Annotated in this window: 19 protein-coding genes; 8 read left to right on the top strand and 11 right to left on the bottom strand. The window is 70.1% G+C overall.

The window, feature by feature from the left end:
* The first annotated feature begins 107 nt into the window (after positions 1–107).
* Genes AC3EO4_RS20290 through AC3EO4_RS20310 form a run of 5 tightly spaced genes read left to right on the top strand, consistent with a single transcriptional unit; the run spans position 108 to position 6,424 of the window.
* Positions 108–986 (top strand): carbohydrate ABC transporter permease, encoded by an 879-nt coding sequence (locus tag AC3EO4_RS20290; RefSeq protein WP_431897082.1) that lies wholly within the window; start codon positions 108–110, stop codon positions 984–986.
* Positions 983–1,795, top strand: coding sequence for a carbohydrate ABC transporter permease (locus tag AC3EO4_RS20295; protein ID WP_379574857.1), 813 nt, complete (start codon positions 983–985; stop codon positions 1,793–1,795). The genes AC3EO4_RS20290 and AC3EO4_RS20295 overlap by 4 nt, the downstream gene beginning before the upstream one ends.
* A gap of 22 nt (positions 1,796–1,817) precedes the next feature.
* A complete protein-coding gene (locus AC3EO4_RS20300) occupies positions 1,818–3,317 on the top strand; it encodes a hypothetical protein (RefSeq protein WP_431897084.1) in 1,500 nt (499 codons plus the stop codon).
* Positions 3,318–3,335: 18 nt separating this feature from the next.
* Positions 3,336–4,874 carry a hypothetical protein gene (locus tag AC3EO4_RS20305; protein WP_431897086.1) on the top strand — a complete coding sequence of 513 codons (1,539 nt, stop codon included), beginning with the start codon at positions 3,336–3,338 and terminating at the stop codon, positions 4,872–4,874.
* Positions 4,871–6,424 (top strand): hypothetical protein, encoded by a 1,554-nt coding sequence (locus AC3EO4_RS20310; protein WP_431897087.1) that lies wholly within the window; start codon positions 4,871–4,873, stop codon positions 6,422–6,424. The genes AC3EO4_RS20305 and AC3EO4_RS20310 overlap by 4 nt, the downstream gene beginning before the upstream one ends.
* Before the next feature lie 187 nt (positions 6,425–6,611).
* Here AC3EO4_RS20310 and AC3EO4_RS20315 read toward each other — a convergent pair whose 3' ends face one another.
* From AC3EO4_RS20315 to AC3EO4_RS20345, 7 genes are all read right to left on the bottom strand, one after another.
* A complete protein-coding gene (locus tag AC3EO4_RS20315; protein ID WP_431897088.1) occupies positions 6,612–7,505 on the bottom strand; it encodes an LLM class flavin-dependent oxidoreductase in 894 nt (297 codons plus the stop codon).
* Between the two features lie 13 nt (positions 7,506–7,518).
* Entirely contained in the window at positions 7,519–8,586 is a 1,068-nt protein-coding gene (hisC, locus tag AC3EO4_RS20320) for a histidinol-phosphate transaminase (protein WP_379574863.1), read from the bottom strand.
* A 113-nt stretch (positions 8,587–8,699) separates the two neighbouring features.
* Complete coding sequence (locus AC3EO4_RS20325) at positions 8,700–9,365, bottom strand: NUDIX hydrolase (RefSeq protein ID WP_379574864.1); 666 nt, start codon at positions 9,363–9,365, stop codon at positions 8,700–8,702.
* 10 nt (positions 9,366–9,375) lie between these two features.
* Positions 9,376–11,148, bottom strand: a complete 1,773-nt coding sequence (locus tag AC3EO4_RS20330) for a DUF4434 domain-containing protein (protein ID WP_431897091.1) — start codon at positions 11,146–11,148, stop codon at positions 9,376–9,378.
* Between the two features lie 43 nt (positions 11,149–11,191).
* Positions 11,192–12,280, bottom strand: coding sequence for a glycosyltransferase (locus AC3EO4_RS20335; RefSeq protein ID WP_431897093.1), 1,089 nt, complete (start codon positions 12,278–12,280; stop codon positions 11,192–11,194).
* A gap of 19 nt (positions 12,281–12,299) precedes the next feature.
* Positions 12,300–13,562 (bottom strand): nucleotide sugar dehydrogenase, encoded by a 1,263-nt coding sequence (locus AC3EO4_RS20340; protein WP_379574867.1) that lies wholly within the window; start codon positions 13,560–13,562, stop codon positions 12,300–12,302.
* Positions 13,563–13,665: 103 nt separating this feature from the next.
* On the bottom strand, positions 13,666–15,318 hold the full coding sequence (locus AC3EO4_RS20345; protein ID WP_431897095.1) for a glycosyltransferase family 4 protein: 1,653 nt from the start codon (positions 15,316–15,318) through the stop codon (positions 13,666–13,668).
* 56 nt (positions 15,319–15,374) lie between these two features.
* Here AC3EO4_RS20345 and wecB point away from each other — a divergent pair, with 56 nt between their 5' ends.
* Positions 15,375–16,502 carry a non-hydrolyzing UDP-N-acetylglucosamine 2-epimerase gene (gene wecB / locus AC3EO4_RS20350; RefSeq protein ID WP_431897097.1) on the top strand — a complete coding sequence of 376 codons (1,128 nt, stop codon included), beginning with the start codon at positions 15,375–15,377 and terminating at the stop codon, positions 16,500–16,502.
* Positions 16,503–16,542: 40 nt separating this feature from the next.
* On the top strand, positions 16,543–18,573 hold the full coding sequence (locus AC3EO4_RS20355; protein WP_431897098.1) for a glycosyltransferase family protein: 2,031 nt from the start codon (positions 16,543–16,545) through the stop codon (positions 18,571–18,573).
* A gap of 386 nt (positions 18,574–18,959) precedes the next feature.
* Here the strand turns inward: AC3EO4_RS20355 and AC3EO4_RS20360 are convergent, their stop codons facing one another.
* The gene (locus AC3EO4_RS20360) at positions 18,960–19,640 is read right to left on the bottom strand and encodes a response regulator transcription factor (protein ID WP_431897100.1); all 681 of its coding nucleotides are present in this window, start codon (positions 19,638–19,640) and stop codon (positions 18,960–18,962) included.
* On the bottom strand, positions 19,637–20,698 hold the full coding sequence (locus tag AC3EO4_RS20365; protein WP_431897102.1) for a sensor histidine kinase: 1,062 nt from the start codon (positions 20,696–20,698) through the stop codon (positions 19,637–19,639). The genes AC3EO4_RS20360 and AC3EO4_RS20365 overlap by 4 nt, the downstream gene beginning before the upstream one ends.
* Before the next feature lie 88 nt (positions 20,699–20,786).
* Between AC3EO4_RS20365 and AC3EO4_RS20370 the strand changes: the two genes are divergently transcribed.
* A complete protein-coding gene (locus tag AC3EO4_RS20370; protein WP_431897104.1) occupies positions 20,787–21,872 on the top strand; it encodes a hypothetical protein in 1,086 nt (361 codons plus the stop codon).
* Between the two features lie 7 nt (positions 21,873–21,879).
* Here the strand turns inward: AC3EO4_RS20370 and AC3EO4_RS20375 are convergent, their stop codons facing one another.
* Positions 21,880–22,362, bottom strand: coding sequence for a hypothetical protein (locus tag AC3EO4_RS20375; RefSeq protein ID WP_379574874.1), 483 nt, complete (start codon positions 22,360–22,362; stop codon positions 21,880–21,882).
* A 127-nt stretch (positions 22,363–22,489) separates the two neighbouring features.
* Complete coding sequence (locus tag AC3EO4_RS20380) at positions 22,490–23,578, bottom strand: PrsW family intramembrane metalloprotease (protein WP_379574875.1); 1,089 nt, start codon at positions 23,576–23,578, stop codon at positions 22,490–22,492.
* Positions 23,579–23,740: the final 162 nt, after the last annotated feature.

The raw sequence follows: 23,740 nt of genomic DNA on the forward strand, positions 1-23,740 counted from the left end.
CCTGGCACTTCCGAGCTCGTGGACCAACGAGGGGATTGACGGCCTTCTCGAAACCCGCTTACGCTGCACCAAATTCTGGCCGCCGTTATACGGACTTTAGGACTCGCATGGCAGTCGACAGGATCCCGGGGCAGCAGTGGTACACGCCGTACCTGTTCGCGCTGCCCGCGCTGGCGCTGTTCGGGGTGTTCTTCGTCTGGCCGGCCTTCACCGCCGTCCAGCTCTCCTTCATGGAGTACGACGTGGTGTCACCGCCCGAGTTCGTGGGCGTGGACAACTTCGTCAGACTGGCGGGCGACCCGAAGTTCTGGACGGCGACGCTCAACTCGGTGCTGTTCCTGATCGGGCTGTTCCCCCTGCTGGTCGTGGCGCCGCTGCTGCTGGCCGTCCTGGTGAACCAGAAGCTGCCCGGGATCAGGACCTTCAGGATGCTGTACTACCTCCCGGTGGTGACCTCGATGGTCGCCGTCGCGGTGGCCTGGGAGTACGTCTTCCACCAGCAGGGCGTCCTCAACTGGATCCTCACCGGGGCCGGGCTGCTCGACCAGCCGATCCAGTACCTGCTCGACCCGTTCTGGGCGCTGCCCGCGCTCATCCTGGTCGAGGGCTGGAAGAGCATGGGCTTCTACATGATGATCTATCTGGCCGGCCTGCAGACGATCGACAGCTCGCTCTACGAGGCGGCCAGGGTCGACGGCGCCAGCGCGTGGGACAGGTTACGCCGCATCACGGTGCCGCTGATGGTGCCCTACATCGCGGTCGCGATCACCATGGAGATGCTCGACGCGATGCAGGCCTTCACCTCCGTCTACGTGATGACCAGGGGCGGGCCGCAGGACGCGACCCTGACCCTCGGCTACTACATCTGGTCGGCCGGCTTCGAGCACTACGACATGGGCTACGCCAGCGCGGTCGGGCTCGTGCTCTGGGTCGTGATGATCGCGATGGCCATGCTCAACTACCGCATCACCAGGGGGCGAGCATGATGAGACGCGCAGGCATGTACGTCCTGCTCACCGCGATCGCGCTCGCCTTCGTCGGCCCGTTCCTCGTCCTGCTGTCCGCCGGGCTCAAACCGTCGGGCCAGGCGGTCTTCTCCTTCCCTCCTGACATCATCCCCAGGCCGCCGGTCCTCGACTGGGTGAAGGAGGCGTGGACGGCGATCCCGTACCCGCGCTACCTGCTCAACTCGGTCATCTACGTCGGCGTCATGGTGCCGCTCCACATCCTGGTCTCCGCCCTGTGCGCCTACCCGCTGGCCCGGATGCGCTTCCGCGGCAGAACACTGATCTTCCTCGCCATCCTGTCCACGATGTTCCTGCCGGGCGAGGTCATGCTCATCCCCAGGTTCCTCGTGGTCTCCCAGCTCGGCATGGCCGACACGTTCGCGGGTGTGATCCTGCCGGGTCTGCTGTCGGCCTTCGGGATCTTCCTGGTCAGGCAGACCTTCGCAGGCGTGCCGCGCGAGATCGTCGATGCCGCCCGCACCGACGGCTGCCACGAGCTGCGCATCTTCTGGCACGTCATGCTCCCCGCCGCCAGGCCCACACTGGCGATCCTCGGCATCTTCGGCTTCATCTCGGTGTGGAACAGCTTCATCTGGCCACTGGTCGTGCTGAAGGACTCCGCGAAGTACCCCATCGCGCTCGGGATCGCCTACCTCGCCGGGATCACCGGCACCGACGTCCGCACGCTCGCCGCCGGCACCATCGTCTCGATCGTCCCGGTGGTGGTCGTCTTCATGCTCATGCAACGCCACGTCCTCGAAGGCATGCGCGGCGCGGTCAAGGGCTGACGCCGCAGAAGGTGAGCCATCCATGTTGACTCGCAGGCAGTTCGGTCTGGGCGCGCTGGCCATGAGCGCGCTCGGATTCACCGGCGCGGCCGGATACGACTACACCTCGCGGGAGACCTTCGACCTGTTCGACAAGGCCTTTCACGACAGCGGGGCCACCGGGCAGCCCACGCACACCAACGAGCAGGGCGCACTGGGCTGGGGCCAGTCCTACGTGCTGGCCGCCTTCGTCAGGATGTACGAGGCCTACCGGGACACCCACTACCTCGACCGGCTCATCACCAACATCGACCTGGTGCTGGCCGGTCGCGACTCGGTGCGCGGGGTGACCGACTACCGCGGCCTGTCGCTCCCCTCCTGGCGCAACACGAGCTACTCGGCCGGCGGCGTGACCCTGCTGGACGCGGAGGGCCGGCCGACGCTCGAGGTGCGCAGCGCCCTCACCAACGTCAGCGACGCCGTCGTGACCGTGACGGCGGGCAGCAGCGAGGGCCGCTTCACCCTCGTGGTGAACAACCCCAAGAAGAAGCGGGTCTCCACCTTCACCGACCTCACGATGGACCAGGCCGGCCCCGACCACGTGGTGCGACGCGTCCTGGCCGCCTACCCCTCGCCGAACATGGTGACGGCCAAGGTCCTGTCCGGCGGCTCGACGCCGGCCCTCGGCACCTTCGCCATGGCCGCGGCACCGGTGCTCTTCTCCGTGCACACCGGGATGATCACCTACCCGATGGCCTCCTTCGTACGGCTCGTCCACCACAGCCCCAGCCTGCGCAGGAATCCGCGCTACCGGGCCAAGGCCGCCGAATACCTCACCGCGGTCAGGGAGGCGGCGGCCGTTCACGAGCGGGAGTGGATGGACGACGGTTACTTCATCTGGCCCAAGCACATGCCGGTCCCCTACGACGGCACCGAGCAGCCCACCAACCAGACCCTCGGCCTGGGCCTGACCTACGCCGAGCTCGCGGCGGCGACGGGTGAGCGGGTCTACCGCGACCGCACCAGGCGCCTGGCCGCCACCTTCGCGGGCGACCTGACGGCCGACGCCGACGACGCCTACGTCTGGCCGTACTGGCCCGCGTTCGGGAAGATGTACCGGGGCTACACCCAGGCCGACGACGTCTCCGAGTGGACCCCGTCGTACGGCAGCCCGCCCGTCGGCGCGCAGCAGCGGGAGGACCTCAGCCACGCGGGGATCGACGTGGAGTTCGCCGCCGTCGCGCATCGCTGGGGCCTGGGCTTCCGAGGGCTCGACATGGCCCGCTTCGCCCGCTCCTACACCAGGAACATGGCCACCACCGACAACGGCGTCGCCACCACCTTCCTCTACGTCGACGGCGGCGGCGGCCTCGCGCCGGCCGGTCAGTACCTCCAGGCCCCGAGGTTCATGCCGGTGGCCCCGTGGGATCCGGGACTCTTCACCCACGCCCGCCAGGTCTACGACGACCACGCCGTCGAGTCGCAGATGGGCTCCACCCTGCTCTGCGTCGCCTACCTCAACTGGTTCGCCAAGCGCCCCTGACCCCCCGGAGGCACGTCCATGCAGCTGTCCCGCAGACGATTCACCCTCGGCGCCCTGGCCATGGGCGCCCTCGGCTCCTTCACAGGAACGGCCCGCGCCGCGGCGGGCCACGACTACACCTCGCGCGAGACCTTCGACCTGTTCGACAAGGTCTTCCACGAGAGCGGCAACGCCGGCCGGCCCACCGACACCAACGAGCACGGCGGCCTCGCGTGGGGCCAGTCGTACGTCCTGGCCGGGTTCATCAGGATGTACGAGGCCTACAAGGACACCCACTACCTGGACCGGTTCATCACCAACGTCGACCTGGTGCTGGCCAACCGCGACTCGGTGCGCGGGGTCAAGGATCACCGGGGGCTCTCGCTGCCCGCGTGGCGGGCCATGGCGCCCTACACCGCGGGCCTCGTCACGCTCAAGGACGCGGGCGGGACGCCGCTGCTGGAGGTGCGGACGGCGCTGACCTACGCCGACAACGCGGTGGCGACCGTACGGGCGGGCACCGCCGAGGGCCGCTTCACCCTGGAGGTGAGGAACAGCAGGACCAACCTGGTGGCCACCTTCCCCGACCTGTCGCTCGACCCGGCCGCTCCCGACTACGCGGTGCGCAGGATCTTCGACGCGTTCCCGACGCCGACGCTGGTGACGGCCAGGGAGCTCAGGCCGTCGCCCGCGGGCGACGCGGCGCCCGTGCTCGGCGCGACCCCGTTCGTCTCGCAGCCGGTGGTGTTCACCGTGCACACCGGGATGATCACCTATCCGATGGCGTCGTTCGCGAAGACCGTGTTCAGGAGCCCGCGGCTGCTGGCCGTACCGAAGTACCGGAGCAAGGCCGTGGAGTACCTGAGGGCCGCCAAGGACGCGGCGGCCGTCCACGACGACGAGTGGCGCCAGACCGAGGACGGCCACGGGTACTTCGTGTGGAACAAGGGCACGCCGCTCGGCAACGACGGCGCCGAGCAGCCCACCAACCAGAGCCTCGCACTCGGCCAGACCTATGCCGAGTTGGCCGCCGCCACCGGCGACCCGTTCTACCTGGACCGCACGAGGCGGATGGCCCGCACGTTCGCCCGCGAGCTCGAGGTCGACGCCGACGACGCCTACGTGTGGACGTACTGGCCGACGTTCGGCAAGGTCTACAGCGGGTTCGCCAAGACCGACGACATCTCCGAGTACACGCCGTCGAGCAACCCGGGGCAGGGCGTCGAGGACCTCAGCCACGGCGCGATCGACGTGGAGTTCGCGGCGGCGGCCTTCCGCAACCGCCTGTTCTACCAGGGTCAGGACATGGCCCGCTTCGCGCGCACCTACAGCAGGAACCTGGCGACCACCGGAACCGACGGCATCCCCACCGCCTTCCAGCGGGTGAACGGCACGGGCAGCACCACCAGCGCGGGCCAGTACCTGCAGGCGCCCCGCTGGATGGCGGTGGCCCAGTGGGACGACACGGTGTTCAGCCACTCCCGCTCGATCTACGACGCCCGGGCCGTGGAGCCGCAGCTCGGCTCCTACCTGGGCTGTGTCGCCTACCTCAACTGGCACGCCCGTAGGGGGTCATGATGTTGTCGAAGCTGATCGCCGCAGCGACCCTGCTGCTGACCGCCGTCCCCGGCCAGGCTCCCGCCTCCTCGCCGTCGGCTTCGGTCTCGTCGACCGCCTCGGCGGCCGAGAGTGTGTGGCTCACGAAGTACAAGGCGCTGGAGGCGGCGATCGGCGACGCCGTCTACACCGACCCGAGCAGCGCGAACCTGGCGTGGGGCGAGAGCTACATCCTGCGCAGCTATCTCGACGTCTACGCCGCGACGCAGGACACCGCCTGGCTCGACAAGATCGTCACGCATGCGGACACGATCATCGCGAACGCCGACGACATCGACAACGACGGCTTCAGTGGCTGGAGCACCAGCCAGTACTCACCGCCCGAGCTGGCCAACACGAGCTTCGAGTCGGCCGCGAGCGGCGACACCACGCTGCCCGCCAACTGGACGAGGTTCCAGGACACGGGCAGCCACATCTACCGGACCACCGACGTGCCGGGCAGCGGCACGGGCACCCAGTCCGTGCGCGTCGTCTCCGACCAGACGAAGTGGAAGAAGCTCCGGCAGAAGATCGGCGCCGACTACGCGGGCGGCACCAAGCACGTCCTGCGGGCCTGGGGCAAGCGGACCGGCTCGGTCGTGGGGCGGGTCGTGCTGCGCGACGGGTCCACGACGCTGTGCATGCTGGAGTACGCGTCGACCGCGTGGCAGCTCAAGCAGACCACCTGCGACATTCCCGCGGGGCGGGCGCCCGAGGTGTGGCTGGAGCACGCGTCCTACACGGTGAGCGGGTCGGCGTACTTCGACGACGTGCGGTTGAACGGGATCTTCCCCTACATCGTGCACGACGCCATGATCGGGATCCCGATCGCGGAGTTCGTCCGCCTGGTGGCCAAGACTCCTGCCCTGTCCGGATACAGCGCGAAGGCCGCGGCGTACCGGGCCTTCCTCGAGAACGAGATCGTGCCGCGCTGGGAGCAGAGCGGCTACCTCGGCAACACCTGGAACGGCACGTCCTACCAGCAGTCGCCGAACGTCGACACGTTCAGTCACGTCAGGAGCTCCAACGACCTGCCGTTCAACATGCCGCTGGGCTTCGCGAACCTGCTGACCGTGCTGCACGAGGTCAACGGCAACCCCACCTACCTCGACAGGGCCACGAAGGTCGCGCAGTGGGCGAAGGGGCATCTGACCGGCTCGGCCGGCGCCTACGTCTGGAACTACGCGACGTACACCACCAAGAAGGAGGACCTTTCGCACGCGAACGTGGACGTGTCCGCCTTCGTGGAGTTCTACCGGCGGGGGCAGGTGTTCACCGCGGCCGACATGACGGCGTTCACGAAGACGCTCAAGTCCAAGATGTGGAACGGGTCGACGAGCGCGCCGGGATTCAGCCTGTACGTGGACGGGACGGGGGCCGCCAACGGCGTCGACTACTTCCTGCACTCGTGGCTGGAGCTGTCGGAGTTCGACCGGCAGGTGTGGACCCTGGCGGCCACGAAGTACACCGGCTTCACGGCGACGAACGCCTCCCACCTGATCACGCTGTCCCGCCTGTTACGCCTGGAATGACCTCGTCCAAGGGCCGTCCTCCCTCGGGGGGACGGCCCTTTTTCGTTTCCACGGGTGCCGAACGGCGGATCCATCGACCGCGCCCAGCTCGTCGACCGGATCACCGGCGCACTGAAGATCCCCGAAACGGCCGCGCAGGCGGCGCTGACCGAGCTCACCGACGGCCTCCAGGTGGCCCTGCGGCGGTCTACTCCTTGGCGAGCAGGGCGCGGGCGGCCGGGACGACGTCGCGGGCCCAGGCGGTCAGCTGGGTGGCGTCGGCCTGCTCCGGCCAGTAGACGAACGAGTCGAAGCCCACGTCGGTGGCCAGGTGGGCGATGACCTCCGCCCACTGTTCCGCGGTGGCCCGGATCGGGGCCTCGCCGCGCAGGACGACCTCGCCGGGGGCGTCGGTGATGTGACCGACCAGCTGGGCGATCCTGGTCATGTCGGACGGCTGTCGCCCGGCCTCGGCGGCGGCCCCGTCGATGATGTCCTGGGACGCCCGCCACTTCTCGTAGGGCAGGTAGTGCGGGATGGGGGCCGCCCAGCCGTCGGCGACGCGGCCGGTCTGCGCGAGCGCTTTCGGACCGACGCTCCCGAACCAGATCCCGATCGGGTGGGCGGGGGCGGGGCCGGCGTGGACGCCGTCCATCGAGTAGTGCTCGCCGGACACCTTGACGCTCTCGCCTGCCCGCCACAGACCCCGGATGATCTCGACGGCCTCCTCCAGCGCGACCTGGTTCTGGCCGGCGGTCCGGTCGGGGCCGCCGAAGGCGGTGATCGCCTGGCGGAAGCCCCCGGCACCGAGACCGAGTTCGAACCGCCCGCCGCTGAGCAGGTCGAGCGTCGCGGCGGCTTTGGCGATCACACCGGGCCCTCGAAGCGGCAGACTCGCCACATCAGGAAATATCCGGATCTGCGTGGTGTCGGCAAGCATGGTGGCGATCAGGCTGAACGTGTCGACCAGACCACCCGCATAGGGGTGGTCCTGCACACCCAGGAGGTCGAGCCCCTCCCGGTCAGCGAGCCTGGCCAGCTCACGGAGCCCGGGCAGGTCGCCCGAGGAGGGGGAGAGCTGGACACCGAAGCGATAGGACATGACGCGCCTGCCGTCAGGACTTCAGGAAGGCGGCCGCGGCCTGGAGGAAGGCGTCGTTGGCCTCGGGGGTGCCGATCGACACGCGGGCCCCCTCACCGGGGAACGGCCGCACGGCCACACCCTCGACCGCGCAGGCCGCCGCGAAGTCCAGCGTCCGCTCGCCCACCCGCAGCCACACGAAGTTGGCCTCCGACGGCGGCACCGTCCAGCCCTGGGCGATGAGGGCCTCACGGACCCTGGTGCGCTCCTTGACCACCGAGTCCACCCGCTCCAGCAGCTCCTTCTCCGCCGGGTCCGCCAGCGAGGCGACGGCGGCGAGCTGGGCGAGGTGGTTGACCGCGAACGGAACGATCGTCTTGCGGACCGCCGCCGCCACGGGCTCGTGCGCGACGAGGTAGCCGACGCGCAGCCCCGCCAGGCCGTACGCCTTGGAGAACGTGCGCAGGACGCAGACGTTCGGCCGGTCCCTGTAGAGGGTGAGCCCGTCGGGCACGTCGGCGTCGCGGACGTACTCGCGGTAGGCCTCGTCCAGCACCACCAGCACGTCGGAGGGCACCTTGTCGAGGAACGCCTCGAGCTCCGCCCGCCTGATCGAGGTCCCCGTCGGGTTGTTCGGGTTGCAGACGAAGATCATCCGGGTGCGGTCGGTGACGGCCGCCGCCATCGCGTCGAGGTCGTGGTCCTCGCCGTCCAGCGGCACCCGCACGGAGGTGACCCCCGCCAGGTCCGCCAGCAGCGGGTACGCCTCGAAGGAGCGCCACGCGTAGATCACTTCGACGCCCGGCTCGCCGAACGTCTCGAACAGCTGCTGGGCCACGGTGACCGAGCCCGCGCCCAGCGCCACATGCTCGGGCGGCACGCCGTACCGGGCGGCGATCGTCTCGGTGAGCCTGGTCGCGGCCGGGTCGGGGTAGCGGTTGATCTGCCTCGCGCCCTCGGCGATCGCCTCGACGACCGACGGCAGAGGGTCGTAGGGGGACTCGTTGGAGGACAGCTTGAACGACCGGCCGTCGGCGCTCACTACGGCCTTGCCCGCCTTGTACGGGGGCATTGTGTCAAGAATCGCACGGAAACGAGGCATGGCCCCATGGTAGTCGTGGCCGGAACCGCAGGTCTCCCGCCGGTCCACCCGGCGGACCCTCTACCGGCCGACCGGTGCCGCCGGCCCTGATGCCCGCGATCCGGGCCGGTCCGTCACTCCTTCAGCGACCGCAGCATCGGCGGGTGGAGCAGTTCGGCGGGCCCGCGGCGGTACAGCTTCGCCGGACGCCCGCCGTCGCGGGTGGTCGTCGAGCCGGTCTCCACCAGGAAGCCCTCGGCCTTGGTGACCTTGCGGTGGAAGTTGCGCGGGTCGAGAGCCCGCCCCCAGACGATCTCGTAGACGCGCCGCAGGTCCGCCACCGTGAACTCGGGAGGGCAGAACGCCGCCCCCAGCGAGGTGTACTCCAGCTTGGCCCTGGCCCGCTCGATGCCGTCGAGCATGATGCGCCGGTGGTCGAAGGCCATGACGGTGAGCTCGCTGACCGGCACCCACGCCATGTGCGCCTTCTCCGAGGCGGGCAGGTCGGGGGCGAGCCCCAGGTAGGCGACCGACAGGACGCGCTGGCGGGGGTCGCGGTCGGGGTAGCCGTAGGTCTGGAGCTGCTCCAGGTGGACCGGCGCGCCCGGCAGTCCCGCGCGTTCGTCGAGGATGCGGCGGGCGGCGTCGGGCAGGTCCTCGTCGAGCTGGATGAACCCGCCGGACAGCGACCACCTGCGCAGGAACGGCGGGTTGTCCCGCCGCCACACCAGAGCGGAGAGCGCCTGGCAACGGACAGTGAGCACGACGAGGTCCACGCTCACCGGGACGCTGGGGACCATGCCAGGCACGTTACACGCTGACGCGCATGTGCAGCGGCTCCGTCGCCTCCAGTCCCGAGGGCGAGCGGACCCCGACCGACACCCAGACGCCCAGCGGGACCTGCGACCAGTCGAAGGGCACCCAGGCCACCACGATGCGGTCGGCCATGGCCTCGTTGGGGGCGTCGGTGGCGTTGATCAGGAGTTCGGCCGAACCGCCAGGCCAGGTGAGGGTGATGGTGCCGCCGCGCTCCAGGTTGTAGCCGCGGATCTCGACGCCGTCCTCCTCGTTCGGCGACGTCCTCACCGCGTCGACCGCGATGGGCCGCAGGTGGTCGGCCATGACCTGGTCCTTGAGCGGGGTGTCGCCGCAGGTGAAGAAGTCACTCCACATGTAGGAGACGACCTTCTGGACGTAGCGTCCCGTCATGGCGACGGCGGCGTCCAGGCGCTTCTTGTCGGTGGCGCCGCGGGTGCCCTGGGGCTGGCACGGCGTGACGGCCGAGGGCTCGAACGATTCGACGTTCGCCCACAGCTCCACCTCGAAGCCCTCCTCGACCAGGAGCTCGCGGGCAAGGGCCATCTCGCGGTAGTAGTCGCGGGTGGAGCCGTGGTAGGCGGTGTCGTAGGTCGTCTCGCCGACGACCGGCCGCAGGCGCGGGTCCACCTCGTTGTCGCGCTGGTCGGGCCAGAACAGGCCGACCTTGCCTGTGCCCCTGCTGTCCTGCGGGGCGATGATGCCGACACCCGACTTGGCCAGGGCCTTGAAGCCCTCGGCCACCTGCTTGGGCGTCTGGCCGAACGGCACCCGCTTGCGCGCGTCCATGTAGGGGCTGACCAGGATCGGCTTGCCGGGCAGCTCCTGCTCGATGATGGTGTGCTGCTCGGAGTAGACCTGCAGGGTCGGGTTGGTCGCCATGGTGGCGCCCAACTGCAGCTCGAAGGGCTGGTAGAAGCCGCCGAGTGAGGCTCTGTCCTTGAAGCGGTCGCCGTAGTCCTGCAGGATCCTGCGCGTCAGCGTCACGAGCACGGGGAGGTGCTTCGAGCTGGCTCTGGTGGCCACGGCCGAGTCGCGCGGCGCCATCGGCAGCGAGGGGAAGACCTGCACGCCGAAGATGTCGCCCAGGCGCAGCAGCTCGGTGAGGCTGTCCTCCGACGAGCCGGCGACCAGGATGAGGTCGTAGGCGCGCCCGGTGCTGGTGAAGTCGCAGGTGGCGTCGTCGGAGCCGTCCGGGGCGGCGAGGAGCCGGTAGTAGACGCGCTTGCCGTGCCTGATGGCGCGTTCCATCTGCGGGCAGCGGAGCAGGCCGGGGCCGAAGCTCTCGTCGGTCCTGTAGACGAAGGTGCGGCCGATCCTGTTGTCCGGGTTGGCCTGCCTGAGATCCTGTTCGGCCTCCTGCCAGCAGCCCTCGCAGTCGGTGTAGCGGGCGTCGACCTCGCCGTCCCTGGTCAGGATCCGGCCGTCCTCCACCGTGCGGTACTGCAGGCCGTACCCGATCCTGATGACGGTGTCGCCGCCGGCGGCGTGGATCTCCTCCATCTGGTGGCGCCACGTGCACGGGTTGCTCGACGGGGTGATCCAGTAGCCGGTGACCGCGTACGGCTTGACGTCCTGCAGGTCGAAGGTGCCGCAGGCGTCCTTGTACTCCTTGACGGTCGGCTGCGGCAGCGGCTTCTTCGACGTGGAGGGAACGGCGGAGGCCCGGGTGTCGCTCGAGATCGGCTCGTTGTCGGGAAGGACGACGACCACCGCCGCGATGGCGGCGAGGATCGCCGCACCCAGAAGCACAGTGAGCCAGCGCACGTTCAGGAACCTACCGCCCTCGTGATCTGCGGGGGATAAACCGCTACTTCTTGACGCCCGCCCAGGACTCCAGCTGGGAGACGAACCTGCGCGCCGAGTTCGGCCAGTGGTGGTTGGCGCGGGCGGCGGCGTAACCGCGCGCGCCCATCGCGTGCCGGCCGCGCCGATCGTCCCTCAGCGACAGGACGGCCTGGGCGACGGCCTTGGGGTCCTCCCACGGCACGACGATCCCGCTCTCGTACCGCTCGACCAGCTCCACCGCGCGCGGCGAAGGAGTCGTTATCACCGGGATGCCGTGCGCCATGTACTCCACGATCTTCGTGGGCATGGAGTGGCGGTAGTTGGGCTCGTCGTGCAGGAGCGACAGGCCGCCCAGCGCGCCGTCGAGCCGCTTGAGCGCCTCGTCGTTCGGCATGAAGTCGCGCCACTCCAGCACGCCCTCGGCCACCGCCTGGTTGAGCGCGGGGCGCGACTGCGGGTCGGCGTAGCCGATCAGCTCCACCGCCACCCTGTACGGCTGCAGCAGCCTGCCGACCTCGATCGCCTCCTGGACGCCGCGCGCCCTGGACAGCCAGCCGAGGTAGACCACCCTGTCGTCGCCCGGCGGGGTGACCGAGTCAGGCACCCACGTCTCGTTGGGGACGATCAGGTGCGCGTGCTTGAACCTTCCCGCGTAGGCGGTCTCCGCCAGCAGCAGGTGCAGCCTGCGCTCGGCCGTGCTCTCCAGCAGCCGGGCCAGGAAGCGGACCGGCGGGCGCAGGAACGACGGCAGCCACGGCTTCAGCGACAGCGTCGCCGGGGTGTCCTCGTGCACGTCCCAGACCACGGGCGGCCTGCGGCGGACGCCCCAGACCGAGAACAGCAGCTCGGGGTCGTGGATCAGGGCCAGGTCGACCTTGTCGCGCAGGCGTTTGAACACCCTGCGCGCGGCCCACACGGCGCGCATGCGCTTGCGCTGGGCCGCTCGGGGCAGGTCGATGCCGTTGACCCACGGCCTGGCGACCACGCCGTGGGCGGAGAAGGACGCCGCGTACGTGACCTCATGACCGGCATCCACGAGGGCGCGGATCTGCCGGTGCAGGATCCGGGCGTCCTCGGGGTTATGCACCACCGTCATGACGAGCACGTGCACTGCGCGCAGCCCCCTGTCGCTACAGCCGCTCGACGCGTTCACCCTCGGCGAGCACGCCTCGGGTGTCCAGCACGAGCCTGGCCTTGTCCTCGACCATGTCGAGGTCGAAGGCGGCGTGCTGCTGCAGCAGCAGCGTCACGTCCGCGTTCACTACGGCCTCGGCCAGGTCCTCCTCACGCGGCACCTCGGTGCCGTCCACCGACCACTTCTTGACGTGCGGGTCCACGAACGTGAGCTCCGCGCCCAGCTCCAGGAGCGCCCGCGCGACGGGCAGGGCGGGGGTCTCGCGCTCGTCGGCGATGTCCGGCTTGTAGGTGACGCCGAGCAGCACCACCTTGGAGCCGTTCACGGCCTTCTTGTGCCGGTTGAGCAGGCGCTGTACGCGGTTGACCACGTACGACGGCATCCGCTCGTTGATCTCCTGCGCCAGCTCGACGAACCTGAACGGATAGCCGAGCTTGCGAACCGTGTAGGACAGGTAGCCGGGGTCCACCGGGATGCAGTGCCCGCCGACGCCGGGACCTGGAAGGAACTTCTGGAAGCCGAACGGCTTGGTCGCCGCGGCCTCGATCGCCTCCCACAGGTCGACACCCAGCTCGTCGCAGAAGATCGCCATCTCGTTGACGAGGGCGATGTTGACGTGCCGGTAGGTGTTCTCGAGCAGCTTGGCCATCTCGGCCTCGCGGGTGCCGCTGACGGGCACGATCTGCTCGATGAACTGGCCGTAGAAGGCGGCGGCCCGGTCGCGGCAGGTGTCGGTGAAGCCGCCGACGACCTTGGGCGTGTTGCGCAGGCCGTACTTCGGGTTGCCCGGGTCGATGCGCTCGGGCGAGAAGGCGAGCTGGAAGTCGACGCCTGCGACGAGACCCGAGGTCTCCAGGAGCGGCCTGGCCACCCCGTCGGTGGTGCCCGGGTACGTCGTGGACTCAAGGACGACGAGCGTGCCCCGCGTGAGGTTGCGCGCGACCGACTTGGTCGCGCCCTCGACGGCCGACAGGTCGGGACGGTGGTCCTCGTCCAGCGGCGTGGGGACGCAGATGACGATCGTGTTGCTGTTGGCCAGTACCGCCTCGTCGAGCGTGGCGCTGAAACCGTTGGCCAGCATGTGCTCGAGGTCGGCGTCGGTCAGGTCGTCGATGTAGGACTGACCGGCGTTGAGCGCGTCGACCTTGCGGGGGTCGACGTCCACGCCGACGACCCGCAGGCCTGCCGCGACGGCCTCCTTGGCCAGCGGCATGCCGACGTAACCCAGGCCGATTACCGCCAGGTCGAAATCCGTCACGACATCGCCTTAGAACACTTCATGGTCGCAAAGGTTATCTCAAGTCCACCTAGCTCACGCCTAATGCGACCGAACCCGTCAGAACAGACAGCGAACTTGTAGGTCATTGGTCGGCAAGAGATCGGTAAAGGTCACGATAAGTCTCGGCAACGCGGCTCCACGTGCGCTTTGCCGCCACCTCCGCCTTTCCGGCCTCACCCATCACAGCTCGTCTGGCGGGATCCTGCCGCAGCTCGGACAGCGCCTTGGCGAGCGCCTCCGGGTCGCCTGGCGGGACGAGCAGGCCCGCGCCCTCGGAGCCGACGAGTTCGGACAGCGCGGGCAGATCGCTGAGCACGACGGGCTTGCCGAGCGCCATCGCCTCGACGGGTTTCAATGGCGTAACGAGTCTGCAGACGCGCAGGTCCTCACGCGGGCAGCAGAAGATGTCGATCGCCGCCTGCGCCTGGAGCGCCTCCTCGGGACCGACCCTGCCCGGCAGGATCGCGGACGTGAGCCCGAGCTCCTCGACCAGCTCCAGCAGGTTGTCCCGCTCGGTGCCGTCGCCGACGATGAGGACCCTGATGTCGTTCCTGAGCAACGCGCCCGCCCTCAGCAGGGTCGCGAAGCCCTCGTAGGCCACGATGCTGGAGACGGAGCCGACGACGATCTCGTCGTCTCCGATGCCCATCGACCTGCGGAAGGCCGCGCCGTCGTAGTCGGCGGTCAGCAGCGAGTCGTCCACCGCGTTGGGCGCCAGGCGGATCTTCTCGCGCGGCACACCGCGCTCGACGATCTCCTGCGCCATCGTCTCGGCGAGCGTGACCACCGCGTCGGCCTCGCGCATCAGGAACGCCTCGCGATCGCGCTGGAGCACGTGGCGCTGGCTGCCGATGCGGATCGGGTCGCGGGAGGCCCAGGTCTCCTCCAGGAAGCCGCGCACCTCGTAGACGAACGGCGTGCCGGTGCGCTCGCGGACGGCGTGCGCCATCGAGCCGTTGCGGTGGTCGGTGGCCGCGTGCAGCACCTGCGGCCGCAGCTTGGCGACCAGCTCGGTGACCCGCTCGGCGCCCAGGATGATCCGCCCGCGCGTCTCGAACGGCATCTCCTGCCTGCCATCGGGCAGCAGCCGGTGGTACGGGATGCCGTCCAACTCTTCGAAGGGCGTGGCGTCCGCGTGGCCCTGCAGCATCGGCCAGCCCCAGCTGGTCACGACGTGCGGGTCGAGGCCCTTCTCCTTCTGCGCGGTCACGATCCTGTGCGTGCGCACCGTGTAACCCGCCTGCGTGTACGGCAGGGCGTTGGTCACCATGTGCAGGACTCTGCCCGCGACACGCTCGCCGACCGCCACCTTGGGACGCGGCGGGATCGGGTCAGGGCTGATCGCGGCCAGCTCGCCCCGGTAGTAGGCGGCCCTGCGCTTCACGAAGGGGTACTTCGCGTGCGGCTCCAGCACCTCGGCCGCCTCGGTGACGCGCCCGGCGTCCCAGTACGCCTTCGCGTCGTTCCACGGCGCCTTGACCACGCGCATGCCGACCTTGCGGACGGCGCGCCGCACCTTGCGGGCGGCGGGCCAGGCGACCTTTCCCACGACGGGACGCAGCTTCGGGGGAAGCGCGTCCGCCGCCGCCTGCGCGACCCGGACGGGGTCGGATTTCACCTTCGCGAAGACGACGCGGGAAACGATGACGGGGTGCTGGATGAAGCCCTTGAGAAGTCCACCGACTCCGGCCCTGGCCGACTTGGCGGAAACCTTTGGTCTGGCGTCGGATACCACGCGGTGACCGTACCATAGGCAACGTTTTTCCCCTTCCGCTATGAAAGGCGAGGTAGATGAGGGAGAACCCCCTGGTCCTCCATGTCCTCGGCGCCCGTCCCAACTTCGTGAAGGCCGCCCCCGTGGTCCGCGGGCTCGACGAGCTGGGCGTGCGACAGGGCATCATCCACACCGGTCAGCACTACGACGCGCTGATGTCCGACGTGTTCTTCGCCGACCTCGGTCTCCCCTCTCCGGTGGCCAACCTCGGGGTCGGATCGGGGACCCACGCCAAGCAGACCGCGGCCCTCCTCGTCGGCCTCGAAGAGGTCTTCATGGCGCAGGAGCCCGACCTGGTCATCGTCTACGGCGACGTCAACTCCACGCTGGCCGCCATCCTCGTCTGCGCCAAGCTCGGCGTCCCGACCGCCCACGTCGAGGCGGGGCTGCGATCCTTCGACCGCGGCATGCCGGAGGAGGTCAACAGGATCGTCACCGACTCCCTGTCGGACCTGCTGTTCGCCACCTCGCCCGAGGCGCTGTCGTACCTGGCCGCGGAAGGCGTGCCCGCCGCCAAGACGCACCTGGTCGGCAACCCGATGATCGACAGCCTCTTCGCCGCGCTTCCCTCGCTCGACCCCGCCCCCGTCGTCGAGCGGCTCGGCATACCTTCTCGCTATGCCGTGGCCACGCTGCACCGGCCCGCGAACGTGGACAGTCCCGAGGCCGCTCTCGAACTCGTCTCCGCCGTCCTCGACGTCGCCGCGCAGATCCCGCTCGTGGTGCCGATGCACCCGCGCGGTCGCGCCCAGCTGGCCGCGGTCGGGCTGGTCGACGGGCCGAACGTCAAGGTCGTCGACCCGCTCGGCTACGTCGACTTCCTCTCGCTGGTGCGGGGCGCGGCGCTGGTCGTGACCGACTCCGGCGGCGTGCAGGAGGAGACGACGATGCTCGGCGTGCCCTGCCTCACCGTCAGGCCCAACACCGAGCGGCCGATCACCGTCACTCACGGCACGAACAAGCTCGTCACGCCCGCGGGGCTGCCGGCCGCCGCGTCCAAGGCGCTGTCCGACGGGGCCGCGACCCCTGCGGGCGAGCTGCCCGTGCTGTGGGACGGCGCCTCCGGACCGAGGATCGCCCGGGTCGTGGCGTCATGGCTGAAGGGGGAGAACCTCTCGCCTGCCTCACGAAACGGGCGGCTGTAGCCGTACCATGACAGACCTCCTTTGACGTTAGGGCGAGCGGATGTCTTCAGAAGAGCCGACCTTCCAGCGACTCGGGCCGATCAACTGGCTCCCTGAGGAGCGCAAGCTCGTCGAGAGATACGAGGCGGAGATCAGGGAGCTGCGGCGGCGGCTGGAGATCGCCGAGGCTCGCGCCGAGTACTCCACGTGGAAACTCCAGGCCACCCAGGCGAAGCGCTCGTTCAAGCTGGGCGAGGCGCTGACGTCGAAGAGCCCTGGCAAGGTCGTGGCGGCGGTGCGCTCGCACGAGAAGGCGCCCGCCGCGCCGCCACCCGTCTCGGAGGTCACCGAGGTGGCGGGCAAGCGCCCTCCGCTGGTCGAGGTGCCGGCGGTCAAGTGGCCGACGGGGCCCGTCAACAGGCCCGACCTGAAGGTCGCGGTCATCCTGGACGACTTCTCCAGGATGGCGTTCCGCTACGAGTGGGACCAGATCGAGTTCGGGCTGCGCGACTGGCCGGCGATCTTCGAGGAGAAGCGGCCCGACCTGCTGTTCTGCGAGTCGGCCTGGCATGGCAACCAGGGCCGCTGGCGCTACCAGATGACCGGGACCAACGCGCCCAAGCAGGAGCTGAAGGACCTGGTCGAATGGTGCCGCGCCGAGGGCATCCCGACGGTCTTCTGGAACAAGGAGGACCCGCCCAACTTCGACTTCTTCATCGACACGGCCAGGCTGTTCGACTACGTGTTCACGTGCGACGGCGACATGGTCCCGAAATATCGTGAAGTTCTGGGACATGACCGGGTCGACGTCCTGCAGTTCGCCGCCCAGCCGCGCGTGCACAACCCCATCCAGCAGAAGCAGGGCCGCCTGCACGACGTGGTCTTCGCGGGCATGTACTTCCGCGACAAGCACCCCGAGCGCCGCGAGCAGATGGAGACCGTGATCGACCCGATCAGGGAGCTCGGCCTGCACATCTTCGCGCGCAACGGCTCCGTCGACGACAAGTACGCGTGGCCGGAGAAGTACGAGCCGCACATCGTCGGCGAGCTGCCCTACGACCAGATGCTCGCGGCCTACCGCATGTACAAGGTCTTCCTCAACGTCAACTCGGTGCTCGACTCGCCCACCATGTGCGCGCGCCGCGTCTTCGAGCTGTCGGCCTGCGCCACCCCCGTCGTCTCCGGCTGGTCACGCGCGATCGAGGAGACCTTCGGCCCGCTCGTTCCCATCGCCCGCGAGCCCATCGAGTCCTTCAACCAGGTGCTCCACCTGATCAACAGCCCCGAGCTGCGCGCCCGCATGGGCCACCTCGCCATGCGCGAGGTCTTCGACAAGCACCTGTTCTCCCACCGCGTCGACCAGATCCTCGGCTTCATGGGGCGCCCGACGCAGTCTCGCTCGCGCTCCATCTCCGTCGTCCTGCCCACCAACCGCGCCGCGCAGATCGAGCACGCCATCAGCTCGGTCGCCAAGCAGCGCCACCGGCCGCTCCAGCTCGTCATGGTCCTGCACGGCCTCGACATCGACCCCGTCGTCGTCGCCGACAAGGCCCGCATGGCGGGCATCTCCGACGTCGTCGTCCTGCCCGCCTCGGCGGAGATGTCACTGGGCGCGTGCATGAACATGGGCATCGCGGCCGCCGACGGCGAGCTCGTCGCCAAGATGGACGACGACAACCTGTACGGCGAGCACTACCTGTCCGACCTGGTGCGGGCGTTCGACTACTCCGAGGCCGAACTGGTCGGCAAGGGCGCCCACTACACGTACTTCGAGGGCACCAACACGACCATGCTGCGGCTGCCCGGGCTCGAACACCGATACACGTGGCTGGTGCAGGGCGGCACGTTCCTCGGCACGGCGGACATGTTCCGCTCGTACGGCTTCGCGGACATCACCCGGGGCGAGGACACCCACCTGGTGCGACGCCTCAAGGAGGACAAGGTCAAGATCTATTCGAGCGACCGGTTCAACTTCGTGTACTGGAGGAGCGCGGATTCGTCCATGCACACGTGGCAGGCCGACGACATCAAGCTGAACAGGGTCGCCCAGTTCTCCTTCGTCGGACACCCCGAGTCCCACGTCATGCTCTGATCCTCTGAGGCCTCCGCCGGCGGGGATCCGAACCACCCTCACGGGCCCGCGGGCCGGTGTCCGCGGGCCGGTGTCCGCGGGCCGGTGTCCGCGGGCCGGTGTCCGCGAGCCGGTGTCCGCGAGCCGGATCGCTGCCGATGGCGGACATCGGGAGCAGCCGGGAGGTGCGAGGCGCTACCGGGCGAGGCGGCGGAGAGACCGGTCGAGGACAGGGCCCCTCCGCCATGGTCGCCCGCTCAGCGCTCGTCCGGCGGCCTGAAGATCACTCGGTCGTCTACATAGCAATCGCAGTTGCCGCAGCCTGGGACCACGTCGGTCCTCCCCTCACCTGTCTCTCTCGACCGTACGACAAGCGATCCGCTCCTTGGCTGACCGGGAAGGTCAGACTAGCGTTCTCGGCCACCCCCACCGGGGGCGAGGCCCTGGTCGCAGGTTCCGCCGGGGAAGACGAGGCCCCGTTCGTAGGCGAGGACGGCCGCCTGGGTGCGGTCGCGAGCGCCGAGCTTGTCCAGGACGTTGCGGACGTGCGTCTTGACCGTCTCCTTCGAGACGTACAGCGTCGCCGCGATCTCCGCGTTGTTCTGCCCGAGCGCGATGCGCCGGAGCACGTCCAGCTCGCGCGGGGTCAGCTCGGCGTGCGCGTGCCGCTTCGCCGTACCGTGGTGAGGGGAGGCGATGCGGCGCAGCGCGTCGGGGAAGAGCACCGCGTCGCGGGAGTGGACCAGCCGGACGGCGTCCACCAGCTCCCCTGCGGGCGCGCGTTTGAGCACGTAGCCGGCGGCGCCTGCGCGCAGGGCGCCCCAGACCAGCTGGTCGTTCTCGAACGTCGTGACCACGACGACCCGCGTCGAGGGCGAGCGGCGGGCGAGCTCCTGGGTGGCGGCCAGCCCGTCCATGCCCGGCATGCGGATGTCCATCAGCACCACGTCCGCGCCCGCGCCCGCCTCGACGGCCGCGCGGCCGTCGCCCGCCTCGCCGACGACCTCGATGTCGTCGTGGACGGAGAGCATCGTCGCCCATCCCGAGCGGATCAGCTTCTCGTCGTCGGCCAGGACGACGCGGATCACAGGGGCAGCGTCGCCCGGATGTGCCACGTGCCGTCCACCTCCTCGTGTGTGCAGGTCCCGCCGACCAGACGGGCGCGCATGCGCATGCCGGTCAGGCCGCGCCCCTGCCTTCCCGTCGTGCCCGCCGACGCGTTGTCGACGGTCAGGACCAGGTCGTCACCGACGGCGACGCCGAGTGTGACCGGGCCGCGTCCGTGGCGCAGGGCGTTGGTGAGCGCCTCCCTGGCGATCGCGAAGGCGGCGCGCGAGGTCGGGACGGGGACGCGGTCGAGCCGGCCGACGCTCGCGTGCACGTCGAGGCCGCGGGTGAGCGAGTCGAGCGAGTCGAGTGTCGGCGCCTCGGCGGCGTCGCCGTCGTCCAGCACGCGCAGCAGCACGTCGAGGTCCTGCTGCGCGTCGCGGGCCGTTGTCACCAGGTGGTCGAGCGACTGGTCGGCCACCTCGACGCCCGCCTGTACCCGCCGCAGCGCCGCCTGGGCGGCCATGGCCTGCACCAGGACGACGCTGAGGGCATGGCCGACCGAGTCGTGGAGCTCCAGGGCGAGGGTCTGACGGCGGCCGAGCTCCTCCAGCGCGCGGGACGGCTCGGCGCGCAGCAGCCGGCCCGCCGCCCACCGCTGGCCGAAACCGGAGGCGACCAGCGCGACCAGCACGGCGGCGGTGAGCAGGAGGACCTCCGCCCGGTCGCCTGGAGCCTCGCGCGCCTGGTCGCCGAGGCGGACCAGTCCTGGCGACAGCAGGAGCACGCCCGCGCTGAGCGTGGCGCCGCCGTACAGGTGCAGGCTCGTCAGCACCGCCAGGTAGAGCCGGTCGGCACGCTCGGGGACGTCGACGCCGAGCAGCTCCGCCAGCGCGGCCGTCTCGATGCGCCGGATCAGCGGCACCGTGGCGAGCAGTACCGACGCCGGCAGGCAGGCAGCCCACAGCATCAGCACGCGTCCCGGCGTCAGCTCGGACAGGATCACGAGGCCGAGCGCCACCGCGACCGGGGTCAGCAGCGCGGCGCCCAGCAGCTGGTAGGTGCCCGCCCCCACGGCGCGGGCGACGAGGCCTCTCACAAGGCCCGACGTTAGCCGACGGCCCGCCGCGCGGCCTCCCTCGGCAGGGGGAGGTGGACCGATCCGCTCGTTCCTAGCGTGGGGTGACATGACGAGAACTGATCGGATACTCGGCGCGATCCTGTCGCTCGCGGTGACCGCCGTCGGGATGCTGTGGTGGACGACCCCGTCCAGCTATCCCTTCGGCGCCCGTGACCGCGTGACCGTGTCGTTGTCGCACCTGATGGAGCACGGGGTGGCGGGCCCGATGACGGTCGCCGCCGGGCTCGTGGGGCTGGCGCTGGTCTTCGCGCCCCTGCCGGTGGTGCGGGTGGGAGCGGCCGCGCAGGTGCTGTTCTTCGGCGTGGTGATGTCCGACGCCGGCATCATGTCGGCACTGGCGTACGGCATGGCGCTGCTGGGGCCCGTCGTGCTCGTCGGCGTCGTGGTGCTGGCCTGCGTCCGCGGGAGGCCGTCGGGCTACGCCGGGCTCGCGGCGCTGGTCGCCCTGGTGTCCGCCGGCGCCTTCACCGGCGTGATCTCGCTCGACATCGTCAGGCTCACGGCGGGCAACATCGTCGCGAACTTCGCCTCCTACGCGGGGCGGCTGGGCTGGACGGCGGCCAACGCTGCGGCCTTCGCCGTGTGGCTGACGATCGCGGTGAAGGCGTTCGGGAGCGGCGAGCGGCCGCGCCTGCTCCGTCCCGAGTCCGTCGCCCGGTGGGGTCGCGTCGCCACCATCGGGGCGGCGCTGTGCCCGCTGCCCTACGCGCTGTACCGGCTCACCTGGCTGACGCCGTGGCCCACCGACTCCGCCCTGACCGGCCCGCACATGGACCCGGGAACCCGGCTGCAGGGTGTGGTCATCGCGATCGGCGCGCTGATCGGCGCGGCGCTGACGCTCGGGCTCGTCAGCAGGTGGGGCGAGGTGTTCCCACGCTGGGTGCCGGTCTACCGCGGCCGTCCCGTCCCCGTGCGGCTGCCCGTCGTCGCCGGCGGGCTGGTCGCGGGGGCGTGCTGCCTGGCCTCGACGGGGCTCGCGGTCAACGCCGTCGAGCGGGGGGAGCTGCTCCAGCTGCTGCTCTGGCCGTACCCGCTGTGGGGCGCGCTGCTGGCCGCCGCGGTCGCCGCCTACTGGCTGCGCCGCACAGCGGGTACGGCTCAGCCCGAAAGATCTTCCCGCGGCATGTCGTGAGTGACGGTTACCAGAAGCGGGGCTGGCCCGGGATGGTCTCCAGGTCCGCGAGCACCAGTTCGCGGTCCTCGTCCTGGGCGATGGCCCGGGCGGCGGCCAGCGCCTGCTCGGTCCAGACCCTGGCCTGCTCCCTGTCCCCCGCCACCGCGCTGGCGCGGGCGAGCGACTCGTACGCGAAGGCCAGGTCCCAGTCCCCGATGCCGTGGGCCCGGCAGATGTCCAGGCCACGATGGGCGTGGTGGAGGGCAGGCTCGGCGCGGCCCAGGACCGCGTACACCCGTGAGCACTGCCATTCGCCCCTGCTGCGATTGACCGGGGCGCCGATCTCGCCCCAGTGGTAGCGGGAGGCGTGCGCCATGTGCAGCATCCGGTCGTCGTCCTCGACCGTGCGGCCCTCCTTCTCCAGCATGCGCCACACCCCGTTGAAGAGGTCGACGGCCAGCCGCCGCTCGTCTCCCGCCTGGGCTCCCTGTCCGTCCTGTTCCGCCATGAGTTCCGTGGCTCCGTCCTCGAGGAGATGGTCGGTTCGCCGGAGGTCTCGCGGACCCACCGCGATCGGCTCGACTCCACCATCCCGCATGCGGGACGTCGCCGCGAACCCCGCGGCGGGGCCCCGATCACAGAGCCGACGCGCGGAGGCGGGCCCGGGCCTCTGTCATGACCGCCAGCCGGTCGTCGCGGTCGCGGACGCCGGGCCGTACGTTGTCGCGTTCGGCCCGCTGGTGCAGGATGACCAGTTCGGTGGCGGCCCGCTGGTAGTCGGCCATGGCGCGGCGGGCCGGCGGCGTCCGGACCTGGTGCAGGGCCTGCCAGCGGCCTCGTCCCGACGAGAGCATGTCGACGTCGTCGGACGTGACCGCTCCTGTGTCCTGGTAGCGGGGCAGGTGGCGGCCGATGGCGGCGACCAGCCGCCGGTGTTCGGTGACGATCACGGCGGTCAGCACGAGGACGACCGCCGCGCACACCACGTAGGCCTGCTTCCGCCCGTCCGCGCCGGTGGCGGAGAAGACCGCGTCTTTCCACAGGATGTGGAGGAGGACGGCGCCCGCGCAGGTCGCGAGGGCGATCGGGAGCCTCGTCCCGCCCCGGGCGACGACCGCGTAGGCGATCCCCAATCCCATCAGCGAGGCGCAGAGGGGATGGGCGATCCCCATGCCCAGCCCCCGCTGGACGATCATGGTGAGCAGGTCGTCCCGGCCTCCCTGCGCGAACGCGGCGAGGTAGTGGACGACGTTCTCGACGGTCGCGAACCCGAGGCCCGCCATGGCGGCGTGGACGATGCCGGCGGTCAGCGAGGTGATCGCGCTCCTGCGCCACCACATCAGCCACAGGAGCGCCGTCCCCTTGGCCATCTCCTCGAACAGGGGTGCCGCGCCGCCGGCGGTGGATCTCGTGAGGACGGTGGCGGCGAGGAAGGCGACCCCTCCGCCCCACGCGAACGCGAAGACGAGGTTCAGCCGCACTTTCGGCGTGAGCTGGTCGATCGCGAGCACGACGACGAGCAGGACGGGCAGGGGCGCGAGTGCGACGGCGAGCGGCAGAGCCAGGTCGGTGAGGGTTCCGCCGGTCCTTGTCATGAGCCAGGCCAGGTGGCCGGAGGCGCACAGCGCGGAGATCACGATGGCGACGATCAGGCCGCCGTCCCGTCCGGGCGGCCGCAGGCGCAGACCGGGCAGCGGCGCCCGCAGCCTTGGGGTGTGGCTCACCGTGGCCTCCTCTCCTCGACCAGAATCCATGAATCTTTCTACCGATTTGTGGTTGCACGTCCCTTTTAACTGGCTTGCTGGAGCCTGGAACCAGAAAGCAGCACCGCCCAACGGAGAGGGCGGTGCTGCTTTCTCTTTCGGCCGGGAAGGAACCGGGGCGAC

This window comes from Nonomuraea sp. bgisy101 (genome assembly GCF_057708945.1).